The organism is Candidatus Marsarchaeota archaeon, from assembly GCA_023485295.1.
Taxonomy (GTDB): domain Archaea; phylum Micrarchaeota; class Micrarchaeia; order Micrarchaeales; family Micrarchaeaceae; genus Micrarchaeum_A.
In genome coordinates this window covers 109645-121233 of sequence record JAMCZQ010000007.1, presented here as the reverse complement: position 1 = coordinate 121233, position 11589 = coordinate 109645, and the positions used below count along the sequence as shown (strand labels likewise).

General features: G+C 48.9%; 9 protein-coding genes and 2 tRNA genes. 7 read left to right on the top strand and 4 right to left on the bottom strand.

Going from position 1 to position 11589, the window contains the following annotated elements; translation table 11 throughout:
- Window positions 1–15 precede the first annotated feature (15 nt).
- Window positions 16–1503 carry a cysteine--tRNA ligase gene (cysS, locus tag M1125_04475; protein ID MCL5405057.1) on the bottom strand — a complete coding sequence of 496 codons (1488 nt, stop codon included), beginning with the start codon at window positions 1501–1503 and terminating at the stop codon, window positions 16–18.
- A gap of 91 nt (window positions 1504–1594) precedes the next feature.
- Window positions 1595–2356 (bottom strand): fused MFS/spermidine synthase, encoded by a 762-nt coding sequence (locus M1125_04470; protein MCL5405056.1) that lies wholly within the window; start codon window positions 2354–2356, stop codon window positions 1595–1597.
- 85 nt (window positions 2357–2441) lie between these two features.
- Here M1125_04470 and M1125_04465 point away from each other — a divergent pair.
- From M1125_04465 to M1125_04450, 4 genes are all read left to right on the top strand, one after another.
- Window positions 2442–2534, top strand: a tRNA-Tyr gene (locus M1125_04465).
- A 15-nt stretch (window positions 2535–2549) separates the two neighbouring features.
- Window positions 2550–3011, top strand: a complete 462-nt coding sequence (locus M1125_04460) for a hypothetical protein (GenBank protein ID MCL5405055.1) — start codon at window positions 2550–2552, stop codon at window positions 3009–3011.
- Window positions 3012–3071: 60 nt separating this feature from the next.
- Window positions 3072–3143, top strand: a tRNA-Asp gene (locus tag M1125_04455).
- A 123-nt stretch (window positions 3144–3266) separates the two neighbouring features.
- On the top strand, window positions 3267–3725 hold the full coding sequence (locus M1125_04450; protein ID MCL5405054.1) for an HIT family protein: 459 nt from the start codon (window positions 3267–3269) through the stop codon (window positions 3723–3725).
- 118 nt (window positions 3726–3843) lie between these two features.
- Here M1125_04450 and M1125_04445 read toward each other — a convergent pair whose 3' ends face one another.
- Window positions 3844–4359 (bottom strand): hypothetical protein, encoded by a 516-nt coding sequence (locus M1125_04445; protein MCL5405053.1) that lies wholly within the window; start codon window positions 4357–4359, stop codon window positions 3844–3846.
- 154 nt (window positions 4360–4513) lie between these two features.
- On the opposite strand from M1125_04445, the gene M1125_04440 reads away from it, so the two are divergent.
- From M1125_04440 to M1125_04430, 3 genes are read left to right on the top strand one after another with little or no spacing between them, the layout of a single operon-like run.
- Window positions 4514–4780, top strand: a complete 267-nt coding sequence (locus M1125_04440; GenBank protein MCL5405052.1) for a UPF0147 family protein — start codon at window positions 4514–4516, stop codon at window positions 4778–4780.
- A gap of 12 nt (window positions 4781–4792) precedes the next feature.
- On the top strand, window positions 4793–6316 hold the full coding sequence (locus M1125_04435) for a DNA-directed DNA polymerase II small subunit (protein ID MCL5405051.1): 1524 nt from the start codon (window positions 4793–4795) through the stop codon (window positions 6314–6316).
- A 4-nt stretch (window positions 6317–6320) separates the two neighbouring features.
- The gene (locus tag M1125_04430) at window positions 6321–9767 is read left to right on the top strand and encodes a DNA polymerase II large subunit (GenBank protein MCL5405050.1); all 3447 of its coding nucleotides are present in this window, start codon (window positions 6321–6323) and stop codon (window positions 9765–9767) included.
- On the opposite strand, the gene polX is transcribed toward M1125_04430, so the two are convergent.
- Complete coding sequence (polX, locus tag M1125_04425) at window positions 9762–11498, bottom strand: DNA polymerase/3'-5' exonuclease PolX (GenBank protein MCL5405049.1); 1737 nt, start codon at window positions 11496–11498, stop codon at window positions 9762–9764. The two genes, M1125_04430 and polX, sit on opposite strands and share 6 nt — an antisense overlap.
- Between the last annotated feature and the right edge of the window lie 91 nt (window positions 11499–11589).

The window sequence follows — 11589 nt, the reverse complement described above, 5'->3', positions numbered from 1 at the left end:
AATTGCCTGCAATGCTCATTCTGCGCCTTCCGGCTTTATGCTCTTGAAGTGCCATGCAGGGCCGGATTTCGTATCCTCCACAATTACCCCGTACTTCTCCTCGAGCTCTTTTCTTATCGCGTCGGATTTGGCATAGTCCTTTGCGGCCCTTGCGTCCTCGCGCTGCTTGATCAGCTCCTCTGCCTGCTTTGGCAGCTCAAGGCCCTTTGAATACGCTTCGATATCAAGAGCAAGCACCTTGTCGAAGTCGGACATGACATTTGCTACAGCCATGGCTGCGTCTACGCCTATGCTGTTTGACTCCAGGAGCTGTGTTGTTTTAGACACAAGGTCGTGCATTACCGAAAGCGCTTCAGGAGTATTCAAGTCGTTGCACAGCTTTGAGAAGAAATCAACCCTGGCCTTTTCGGCGAGCTCTATGACTGCCTTGTCATTTGTGGTCTGCTTTGTAGAAACCTTGGCAAGCCTCTGCATGAAGGCGTAGATGCCTGCCAGGGTATTCTGCGCAGAGTCGAGAGCTTGGAACGTGAAATTTATCTGGCTCCTGTAACTTGCGGTTAAAAGCAGGTACCTGTATGCAAGTGCCATGTAGCCCTTGCCCAGCAGGTCGTCAAGCCTGTAGATGTTGCCCTTGGACTTGGCCATCTTTTCTCCGTTCACGATTAGGAAATCGACGTGGAACCAGTAGTTTACGAACTTTTCTCCTGTGACCGCCTCGGACTGCGCTATCTCATTGGTATGGTGTATCGGTATGTGGTCTATTCCGCCGCAGTGTATGTCGAAATGGTTCCCCAGGTACTTCATGCTCATGGCGCTGCATTCGATATGCCAGCCAGGAAAGCCCCTGCCGTACTGCGAGTCCCAAACCATCTCCTTTATTTCAGGTGCGGCAAAGCGCCAGACCGCGAAGTCGGTAATGTGCTTCAGTCCTTCAGGCCTCTCCACTCTTGCACCGGCAAGCTGGCTATCGTTGAGCTGCGCGAAGCTTCTACCCATCAGCGCGCCATAGTCCTTGAATTTCGACGTGTCGTAGTACATGCCGCTGCTCTGGCCTTCAAGCTTGTAAAGATAGCCCTTTCCGTCAAGCGTCTGTATCATGGACAGCATCTCGCCTATGTGGTCGGATGCCTTAGCCAGCACGTCAGGCTGCAGTATGTTCAGCCTTTTTATGTCTTTGATGAATGCATCTGTGTAAAAAGCGGCAATGTCCTGCATGCTCTTGTGCTCGCTTGCGGCTTCCTTGCGCAGCTTGTCTTCGCCAACGTCTGCGTCGCTTACAAGATGGCCTACGTCCGTGAGGTTCATGACATGCTTTACAACGTAGCCCTCGTGTTTAAGCAGCCGCACCAGTACATCCTCGCATACGTATGCCCTTAGATTGCCTATGTGGGCATAGAAATATACTGTCGGGCCGCAGGCGTATATGCCGACCTGCGGGCTCTTGATCGGCTTGAAGTCTTCGACGCTGCGTGACATTGTGTTGTATAATCTTATTATTGCCATTCCAGCACTTTGCAGATGCAAAAAACTTGCCGCATTCAAACCTTGGTTTATGCAATGATGCTTTCTTTGAAAAAAGCTAAATTAGTTCATGTCAGAGCTGCTGCATCTCCCTGTAGGCTTTCGTTATGTACGTATGCTCCTCGGCAAGAAGCATCGAAGCCGCGGAGCCTGCTATTTCATCCTTTGTATAGCCTTTTGTGCACACGACTATGCGGTTGCCTGAGGAAAGCGGGCTGGCAAGCATGTATGTTTCAAACTTGGCCTTGAGCTTTTCTACGAATTGCTTTGACTGCGCAATTCCGTATGATGTGAGCGTGTAATTCATTGCGAGTATGCCGCGGACCTTCAACGCTTTGTATGCAGAATCTACGAATTCGTCAGAAAAAAATTCATCAGGCATGTTGTAGTCTATGTAGGCGTCTGCTATTATCAAATCGTATTTTGACGAAAAGCTGCGCATGTAGTCTATCCCATCGGCTATGACTACCTTTGATTTGAGGTCCCTGCCAAGGAATTTGCGGCACAGCGATGCTATGCTTTCGTCAAGCTCTGCAACCTCTACGCTGGCATCCGCGTAAGTGCTTTCTATCTGATAGGGTATCGTGCCGCCGCCTAAGCCTATCACAAGTATCGTCGGATGTTTTGCAAGCGCAGGCAGGGGCAGGAAATAGTCCCAGTAGCTTCCGGTCAGCAGCTTCCCCTCTGTAATCCTAGAAAAGACCGTGCCGTTGAACAACAGCTCCCTGTACGGGCCGCGCTTTACTATGCGTATTTGCGCGCCTGCCTTGTTGCGCACGGAAGCTATTGTTTTGCCAAAGATATATTCCGACAGGGATTCTATTGGGTTCTTCATTATTTCCATCAGCTTTATGGCATTTTGCCATAATAAGCTTATAAGCAACTTTATTAATTATTAACATCGTAATTTCTGGTTGTAGCCCGTTGTAGCTCAATGGCAGAGCGGCCGGCTGTAGTTTGATTCTTCTCAAGAAGATACCGGCAGGTTGAGCGTTCGACTCGCTCCAACGGGATTATAAGGTGTTGCAATGGCTGAAAAAAAGCAGATTTTTGCAGAAGCGGCAAGCCAGCAGGGCAAGCATACATTGCCTTTTATACTGATGCTTATCTCAGGCATATTCATCATAGGAGGGGCTCTGCTGTATTCTGTTGCCCTAAGGCCTGTTTCGGCAAATGCGATAATAGCGAATCTCACAACCAACTCTTCAGTCAAGCTGAACGCCACGCAGATAGGCGTGATACGCTCCGAAATAAATTCCGGGGTTTACACCGACACTGTGTACGGGCTTATAGGCTTCGGCGTGCTGTGCGGCGTGCTGCTGCTTATAAGCAGCTATATGGTATACAGGCCCAAGTCAAGGAGCAGCATGAAGACCTTTTCCATAATCGCGATAATCTTTGCATTGCTTAGCATATTCGCAAACGCTGGCCTGATAATAGGGCTTGTCCTGGGAGTCATAGGCGGTATATTGGGCCTTATGAACAAGTAGGCTTGGCTTATACGAAAAGGTATTTATAGAATGGTTTCAGAATAATTCTGCGTGCCGTGTGCCTCGGTGGTGTAGTGGTTAGCATACGACCCTGTCACGGTTGCGACTCGGGTTCGAATCCCGACCGAGGCGAATCCTGCAATGCCAAGAGCCTGACTGCCTCGCATCTTGCTTGTCCTTTGCTGTTTAGGCTGCATGCGGCATATTTTTAGATTATTGTTGCAATAAAATTATGCTGTATGCTTGGGTGTGTTAATGGTAGAAAAAACAAAGCAACAGGGCAAGGCTATGGCAGACATATTTGACGATGAGAAAATCATAGGCGTCTCTACTATAACGAAAGTTGGCACAATTAGGATAGTTGCATCGAAAGATGCAGACCATGATTTCCATTTCCTTCTGATGCCCATAGAGCACAGGGAGGATTTTACAGAGCTTACGGAAGCAGAATTAAAGGATATGCAAAGGGCGGAATCGCTCGTGGCTAGGTTCTACAAAAAGCACGGGCTTGACGGCTATTCCAAGATAGAGCGTGTGGGTGCAAGCGCAGGAAGGACAGTCCCGCATTACCATGTGCATATTTTGCCAGGCAAGAGCGACAATTTCCACAGCAACCCTGCCGATAGAGCCTTGCACAGAAGCACTGATCAGATCAAGGAGGCAGTTTCGGAACTTAGCGCGGAATTTGAAAAGCTCAAAGGAAATCTGCAATAAATTTACGAAATCCCTGTACAGTTATGTTTTGCGCTTTAACATATAGCTGCTGGAAGCAAAGAAATAACGTACAAAATACCAACCTTTGCTTAATCCGCATATCGATTATTGCGTGTGTTCACCCTTTGATTATTTCGGCTTCCGGCCTTCTTAGGAGCTTGCTCAGCCTTTTCCTTATTTTTTCCGAATTCTCCTTGACATGGTCCTCGTCATTCTTGAATCCGTTTATAAACCAATACTCGTCGATCAGTTTTGCCGCGTCTGAGTCATCGATTGCAAGGGCGCTATAAGGCTTGTTTGATATCAGTATCAGGTAAAAATTGTATTTGTCTACGAATTCCTTCAGCTTTTCCATATAGTCAATGCGTATTGTTGAATGGGGCTCGAGGACGACTTGCCTGCCGTTAACGCCTATTGACGTTATGAAATCAGGATAATAGGCGCGGCCGTTGCTCAATGGATAGCGCGCATATTCATAGTATGTGGCTATGCCTAAAGCAAGCAGTGCGTATTTTACAGAATCTTCTCTGGGGTTTTTAGTTTCCAGCGAAGCATTCAGATATTTTTTGTGCCCTATGTGCACGTATACGGGAGCAGGCTGTGGGGCGTATGCATTTGATTCAGAATTAGGCAATTTTTCTTTTAGCATATTTTTTATGCCTGGTAAAGTATTTATGCGTTGGCGGTTCGTGTTTCCACGCAGGAAGCCATAAGCTCAACCTATAAATAGCTTTTATGCCATAAGTTTCACGTAAAGTATTATTGCTGTGCTTATTATAGGTGATAAAATGCCAAAAAAAGACGAGGTAGCTGAATTGATAAAGCAGGCAAACGCGCAAATGGACATGCTGATAAACGATACAAGCGTACCCAAGAACGTAAGGACTGCAATCAGCGAAGCTAAGGCTAAGCTGAATGAGCAGGGGGAGTACAGCGTAAGGGCATCGTCAGCGATATACAATCTAGATGCGGTTAGCAACGACATAAACCTGCCGCCGCAGGCAAGGACAATAATATGGAGTGTGTTAAGCACTTTGGAATCTATAAAGGAATAATGAATTGTGGTTATGGGTGAAAAGACCGAAGTAATAAGCGGCCCGCTAAAGGACCTTACTTACGCCCTGTCAAAAGCAGGCATGCTCCTGGCTGGCGACATAGATGAAACCGTGCTTAAGGGCGTAGACCCAAGCATTCTTGCATATGAGCTCATAGAAGGCAGCAGGTCCAGCGAAGCATTGCACATAGTTACCAAGGACGAGCTCTCAGCCATAATAGAGAGGATCTCTGCGCAGAAGCAGCCGATAAAGATAGAAATAAGCAGGTCTGCGGAATATAAGCCAGAAGCTGCTGAGATAGATGCGATATACAAGATTAGGAACAGGACTGCAGAGAGGACAAGCGGCAGCGTCGAGGGCTTTGTATCCTATTTCAGGGACAGGCTTGAAAAGATGCGGGCCATGCTGGTGCAGCACACTTCTTCCGGGCAGCCGCTGCAGAACCTTGGCTACCTGCAAAGCTATGCCAGCGGCAGGGACGTATACATAATTGGCATAGTTACAAGAAAGGTTATCACAAAAAACAACAACATACTCATGGAGTTGGAGGACGAGGAGGATTTCGCAAAAGTCATATTCATGAATGGCACTTCGAAGGAGGCGCAGGAGCTTTACTCGAATGCAGGCTCGATAGTGAACGACGAGGTGCTTGCTGTTAGAGGCAAGATATCAGGGCCTTTCGTAATAGCCAACGAGATAGTGTGGCCGGATGTGCCTCTGAAGAAAAGAAAGGAACCAGAGCAGGATGTAGGGATAGCATTCCTTTCAGACATACATGTTGGAAGCAAGCTTTTCATGGAAAAGAGCTTTACCAAGATGATAAAGTGGCTGAACGGCGATTGCGATTCCAGCCAGCGCAAGATAGCAGGAAGCATAAAATACCTTATAATAAGCGGTGACGATGCCGATGGCATAGGAATTTACCCCAACCAGGACAGAGACCTTGCAGTGCTTGACATGTATACGCAGTACAAGATGCTATTCGATTTTCTGGACGCTGTGCCGGATTACATCCACATATTCATAATGCCAGGGAACCACGATGCTGTGCAGAGGGCTGAGCCCCAGCCTCCGCTTCCGGAAGAGCTGATAGGCGACTTCAAGAAGGACAATGTGCACATAGTCTCGAACCCAGCATACATAAACGTGCATGGAATAGAAGTCCTAGGCTATCACGGCACCTCTTTGGATTCGATAATAAGCGCAGTGCCGAACAACAGCTATGCGAAGCCAGAGAAAGCCATGGTGGAATTGCTGAAGAGGAGGCACTTATCGCCCATATACGGAGGCAACATCATAGTGCCTTCAAAGCCAGACAATCTTGTCATTGATGTGGTTCCAGACATACTGCACATGGGCCACATACATAAAAACGGGCTGAGCGAATACCACGGAGTTAAGATTATAAACAGCGGCACTTGGCAGGGCAGGACTGATTTCCAGATCAGGCAGGGCCATATACCGACCCCGTGCATAATGCCGGTATATATGTCTGCAGATAATTCCGTAAGGTCGATAGACTTCGGGCAGCAGTGATTGCATGGATATCGATGAATATTTCAGCGAACTGAAAACAAATTTCGACAAGGCTTTCGACGTAGCGACAAAGGCAAGGCAAAAAGGCTTCGATCCGGAGGAGCACGTCGAAATAACCCCTGCCCCGGACCTTGCTTCAAGGGTTGAGGGAATAATGGGGATAAAGGGCCTTGCTGACATAATAAAGCAGCATTCGGATGGCAGGACCAGGCAGGAGCTCGCTTTCGAGATTGTGAAGGAGCTATGCACAAGCGACAAGTTTGATGCACCGACGAAAGAGAGGCTGACGACTGCGGTGAGGGTAGGGCTGGCCATATTGACGGAAGGCATACTTGTGGCTCCGACGGAGGGAATGCAGGGCATTGAGCTGCACAAGAACAGCGACGGCACGGATTATGCAGCCATACTTTATGCAGGGCCGATAAGGGGCGCCGGAGGCACTGCTGCAGCGCTCTCGGTAGCACTGGCTGATTATGGCAGAAAAATGCTTGGAATAGGCGAATACAAGGCGACAAAGCAGGAGATAGATAGGTACCTGGAGGAGATTCAGATCTATAACTCCAGGGTAGCGCGCCTCCAATACCTGCCGCCTGAAGAGGATATAAGGATAATCTTCGAAAACTGCCCGGTGTGCATAGACGGGCTTGCATCTGAGCAGCTGGAAATAAGCATACACAGGAATGTGACAAGGTTGGATGCAGGCGGCAAGCAGCAGTACATATCCAACAAGATAAGGAGCGGCGTCTGCCTGGTCAGCTGCGAGGGCATAGCCCAGAAAGCAAAGAACGTGCTGAAGTATACCAAAAACGTAGGCCTGGACTGGTCATGGCTTAACCAGATCATAAAGGTGGAAAAGGCGCAGGGCACGCAGCAGAAAACAGAAAAGAAGGATGCAGTATTTTTGCAGGAGCTTGTGGCTGGTAGGCCGATATTCGCTTATCCTGAACATGCTGGCGCGTTCAGGCTCAGATACGGAAGGTCGAGATTTAGCGGCATCGCTGCGAAAGGCTTCAGCCCTGCGACGATGCAGCTTCTTGACAAGTTCATAGCCATAGGCACACAGCTTAAAGTCGAAAAGCCAGGCAAGGGCTGCGTAGCTGTGCCTGTCGACTCGATAGAGGGACCCTTTGTCAAGCTTGCTGATGGCAGGGCATTCAGGATAAACGACGCAAGAGAAGCGGTTGAGCTGGAGCCGATGGTAAAGAAGATACTTTCTGTGGGAGACATACTGATAACATATGGAGATTTCAAGAAGACGAATACGCCGCTGCTTCCGACCAGCTACGTAGAGGAGTACTGGTTCGAGCAGCTCAAGGCAGCAGGCTACACAAAAGAGGAGCCAAAGGAGCTTAGCTTCAAAGATGCTTACGGCCTGTCTGAAAAATTCAATGTGCCTATGCATCCAAAGTTCATTTATGATTATGCAGATCTAAGCGCTCAGGACTTGGTGCATTTGATGGATGCAGTAGTGAATGCAAAGATAGACCATGCAGATGCATCTCTGTTCTCTGTGAAGCGCATAACAATCGACGGCGGCGCTGTACAGAAGTCGCGAGAGCTGCTTGAAAGGGCGTGCATACCCCATTTTGACCACATGGAAAGCATAGACATAGAGGGCGAGACTGCGCAAAGCCTGCTTGCCGCTTTTGGCATGGAGAGGAATGGTTTGCTTAGGGATGCGAGCGCTGTTCGCATGCCTGAAGAGAATGCAGAAATGCAGCCTATTGAGATAATAAACAGCGTATCCAGCTTTAAGGTCATGAAAAGGTCCACTAAAATCGGGAGCAGGATGGGAAGGCCGGAAAAGGCCAAGGAGCGCCTCATGAAGCCTGCGCCAAACATACTCTACCCAATAGGAGAGTACGGCGGCAAGGAGAGAAGCATCTCAAAGGCCTACGCAATACAGAGCAAAAAATTCGGCAACCCTACAATAAAAGTAGAGATGGCAAGGCACCGGTGCTCAAAGGGCGGGGAATACATAAATTCCTTTTATTGCGAGGAGCACAAGGCAAGGGCTGAGGTCGTAAGGAAATGCAAGATTTGCGGCGCTTTCGGCCCATGGACAAAATGCGAAAAGTGCGGCGGAGACATGTCCGGCAGCGAGCTCAAGGACATAGACATCGTAGCTGAGGTCAACAAGGCTGTTGCCAGGCTTGGAATCGCAACACTGCCAAAACTGGTCAAGGGCGTCAAGGGCCTGTCGAATTTCGATAAGCTTTCCGAGCCGCTTGAAAAAGGGATACTCAGGAGCATCAACGGCGTCTACATATTCAAGGACGGCACGTCTAGATTCGATGCAACCGATGTGCCCATAACCCACTTTTACCCAGAAGAGATAGGCACTGACGTCGAAACGCTTCGCTCACTGGGCTATACAGAGGATTATTCTGGCATGAAGCTTGAAGACAAATCGCAGCTCGTAGAGCTCATGCACCAGGACGTGATTCTGAACAGGCGGGGCGGCGAGTATTTCCTGAAGGTGGCGAATTTCATAGACCAGCTGCTGGAAAAATTCTATGGACTTGAACCGTTTTACAATGCCAAGAATATGGGCGACCTGGTTGGGCAGTATGTAATAACTCTTTCACCGCACACTTCGGCAGGGGTGCTGGCAAGGATCATAGGCTTTACAGACGCAAGCGTTGGCTTTGCGCATCCTTACCTGGTATCTGCAAGGAGGCGCAACTGCGACGGGGACGAAGACACCACAATGCTGCTTGTAGATGCGCTGATAAATTTCTCGAAGCGCTATATGCCAACTACTGTGGGAGGAACGATGGATGCGCCGCTCATACTCACTGTCAACGTCAAGCCTGAGGAGGTGGACGACGAAGTGCATTCGATGGAGGTCGTGGAAAGGTACGGCCTTGATTTCTATGACAAGACGTTTTCTTACCCTGCTCCAGGAGAAGTCAAGGTGGAGGTTGTGGCTGACAGGCTGGGAAAAGATTCCGCTTACAAAGGCATAAATTTCACGCACCTTGCAAGCGCAGAGGCGCTGGTGGATGCACCGAAGCGCAGCAGCTATACTACCCTTAAGAGCATGGTTGAAAAGATCGATGTGCAGTTCAGCCTTATGGACAAGCTTTACAGCATAGACAAGAGGGACACCGCCAGAAGGCTCATATTAAGCCATTTTATACCTGACCTTATGGGCAACCTGCATTCATACTCAAGGCAAGGCTTCAGATGCGTTTCCTGCAATGCGAAGTACAGGAGGGTCCCAATCAAGGGCAAGTGCACAAAATGCGGGGGCAAGCTCCTGCTTACCATATCAAAAGGGAGCATAGAGAAATACCTGAGCACTGCAATGGACCTGGCTGACAGGTATGAGCTGGAGCCCTATATCAAGCAAAGAATAATACTGCTCAAGGAAGAAATAGAATCTGTGTTTGGGAATATAGGCGCGGTCCGCGACCAGAAGCAGTTCAACCTCACGCAGTACCTATGACACTGCTTCCAAAGCCTTCTCTATCGCTTTGAGGCTCATGGTGTTGAGAATGTCGCTTTTTCCTAGCCAGCCGCGGCGTGCCATGCCTACGCCATAGCGCAGGTAATCGAAATGCGATATGTTGTGCGCATCGGAGTCTATTGCAAACTTGAGCTTGTATCCTTTTATGGCAAATATGCTGCTGTCGTTCAAATCCAGCCTGCTTGGAAACGAGTTTATCTCTAGGGCAACATTGTTGCGCTCTGCGCTTTCTGCCACGGCGCGAAGATCGACATCGTAAGGCTCGCGCTCGTTTATTATCCTGCCTGTAGGATGCGCCAGTATGTGGACCATGCCGCTGTCAAGGGCCTTTACAATCCTTCCTGTCATCTCCTTCTGGCTCATGTTGAAGTTAGAGTGCACTGCCGCTACCACGCAGTCCATCTTTTTGAGAGTTTCTGGTTTAAGGTCCAGGGCGCCGCTCTTCAATATGTCGACTTCTGCACCCTTGAATATGCGTATCTTCCCGTCAAGGCTGCTGTTCAGGTCATCGATCCGCTTGAAGAGCTGCTCGAAGCCCTTGTCATCAAGCCCGTGCGCAACCCTTAGGCTTTTGGTATGGTTGCTTATATTCACGTATTCGAAACCCTTTGCAATTGCTGCATTGACCATTTCCTCCAGTGTGTTGGTTCCGTCAGTCTCTTTAGTGTGCGCATGCAGGTCCCCATGCAAGTCTGCAAGCGCCACAAGCTTCGGAAGCCTGTGCTCCTTTGCAAGCTCTATTTCGCCACGGTTCTCGCGCATTTCAGGCTCCATCCAGTCCATCCCGAGCCTTGCGTAGATATCGCGCTCGTCTATTGCAGAGATCACGCCGCCCTTTGCGTCATACAGCCCGTACTCGTTAAGCTTGAACCCCTTTGATATCGCTATCTTCCTTACTTCGACGTTGTGCTCCTTGCTGCCGGTAAAGTACTGCACTGCAGCGCCAAAGCTCTCAGGCGCTATTACGCGCAGGTCGCATGTCGTGCCTATGTCAAGCCAGACAGTCGTCTTGGTAGGGCCTTTGACTACTACGCTTTCCACTTCTTTCATTGACGTGAACATGTCCATTACTTGCTGCGGCTTGTCTGATATTGCAAGTACGTCTATGTCGCCTACGGTCTCCTTCATGCGCCTGGTTGATCCGCAAATGACTGCTTTTCCTACAAGCCCAGAGCCCAGAAGCGCGCTTACTATTGCTTCTGCTGCAGGCAGAGCCTCGCCCAAGAGAAGCCTGCCCTTTGATTTTTCAAGCATTTCTATGCCGTTCTTAAGCATCTCTTCGCTCTTCTCGCCGAAGCCTTCGAGCTCAGCCACCTTGTGCGAATTTATGGCTTTCTTAAGGTCATCGATGTTCTTGACGCCAAGCTTCCGGTACAGCGTTATAATGCGTTTTGCTCCAAGGCCCTCGATCTTCGTAAGCCCGGCGAAGTCTATTGGAAACCTTTTTTTAAGTGTTTCATACTTCGACATGCGGCCGGTCTTTATATATTCCTCTATGCTGGATGCGATGCCCTTGCCTATGCCCCTTATGTCCATAAGCCCTTTCAGCCCAGCCCTTTTGTACAGGTCACCGAGGTCCTCCTCAAGCGAACCTATTACCATTGATGCATTTTGGTATGCCCGCACTTCGAACCTTGTTGTAGGCTTTTCCTCTATGCTAAGCATGTCGGCTATTTCAGCAAGCATCGATGCAATTTTCTTGTTTATCATTCACCGCACCAGCGCAGTCTATTTATCCTTCAAAAGCAATAGCTAAAAATCTTAGGCGATTATCAAACTATATGAATGCATTAGATTTTAG